This window comes from Acinetobacter sp. YH12231, from assembly GCF_013417755.1.
Lineage (GTDB): Bacteria > Pseudomonadota > Gammaproteobacteria > Pseudomonadales > Moraxellaceae > Acinetobacter > Acinetobacter amyesii.
In genome coordinates, this window is sequence record NZ_VPDJ01000063.1 from 1 (window position 1) to 1475 (window position 1475).

Sequence of the window (1475 nt, forward strand, 5' to 3'; positions counted from 1 at the left end):
CATGATCAGCGCAACAATTCTAGCTGTTATTTTTGTACCGATTTTCTTTATTGTCGTCATGAGCATGGTTGAGAAATTCTCGAAACGTAAAGCGGCACATTAAGCATCAAAACTGAGAATAAAAGCTAAATATAAAAGCTGTGGGTTAACGAGTTTAGCCCACAACAAATCTTTCATTTACATCTTTATTTCAGAATTGATTTAATAAACCATCAATATAGGTTTGATCATGAAAGCTACGAATCTTGATCCGAAACGCTGGTGGATATTGCTCGCTGTCGTGCTTGCATTTCTGCCGATTGTGATTGATATGACTGTACTGCATGTTGCGGTTCCATCATTAACCCAATCATTGAGTGCCTCAAGCAACCAAGTCTTATGGATTATTGATATTTATCCATTACTTATGGCTGGACTTTTAGTTCCGATGGGAACTTTGGCTGATCGTGTCGGCAATCGTAAGATTCTGCTGATTGGCTTGGTTATATTTGGAATTGCCTCAGTCCTTGCGGCATTTTCCCAAACGGCTTCTATGCTGATTGCCGCACGTGCTTTATTAGCATTAGGCGGTGCCATGATTATGCCCTGTGTATTGGGTATTATTCGCAGAACCTTCGAAGACAGTCGCGAACGTGCCATTGCGCTGGGTATTTGGGGCACAATCGGATCAGCCGGTGCCGCCATTGGACCGCTCATTGGTGGTGGATTGTTAGAATATTTCTGGTGGGGTTCAGTTTTCCTCATTAATGTCCCAATCATGTTAGTTGTCGCCCCAATGTGCTATTTCTTATTATCCAAAAATGAAGCTGTAACCTCTGGACATTGGGCATTTGGTCAGGCGCTATTGCTAATTTTCGGTTTGGTTTCATTTGTATATGCGCTCAAAGCAGGCTTAGGCGGTAAACAGTCGTTGTTAATTGTCCTTCCTTTAGTCATTTTTTCTATTGGATTATTAACCATATTTGTACGCAAACAGCTGAATTCTCCTCAACCGATGCTAGATCTTTCACTATTTTCACGCCCTGCTATTTTAGCAGGCATTATTATGGCAATGGTTGTTGCAGGCGCTTTGGCAGGTGTGGAATTAACCTTAGCGATGGAGCTGCAATATGTCATTCGTTTAACACCACTACAAGCTGGTCTTTTTATGGTTCCGATTATGGTTGCTGCTGCTATTGGTGGGCCTATTGCTGGATTTTTATCTAATAAATTCGGACTGCGTCTAGTTGCAACATTTTCATTAATATTGGCAGCAATTGCGTTGATCAGTTTGAGTTATTCAGATTTTCATCATCCGGGAATTATTGTTCCCTTTATTTTAGCTTCAATTGGACTCACTCTAAGTATCGGTTTAACAGCTTCATCCATTGCGATCATGGGCTCAGTACCTGCAGAAAAGGGCGGTGCGGCAGGTTCACTTGAAAGTACAGGTTATGAACTGGGTACAGGACTAGGTATTACTTTATTTGGTGTTT

Annotated in this window: 2 protein-coding genes; both read left to right on the forward strand. The window is 41.4% G+C overall.

Going from position 1 to position 1475, the window contains the following annotated elements; genetic code table 11:
• Positions 1-103 (forward strand): hypothetical protein (locus FTV11_RS17360; RefSeq protein ID WP_373688029.1); only part of this gene is annotated, 103 nt, incomplete at its 5' end.
• 126 nt (positions 104-229) lie between these two features.
• A partial coding sequence (locus FTV11_RS16905) for an MFS transporter (RefSeq protein WP_180074511.1) occupies positions 230-1475 on the forward strand: 1246 nt, incomplete at its 3' end.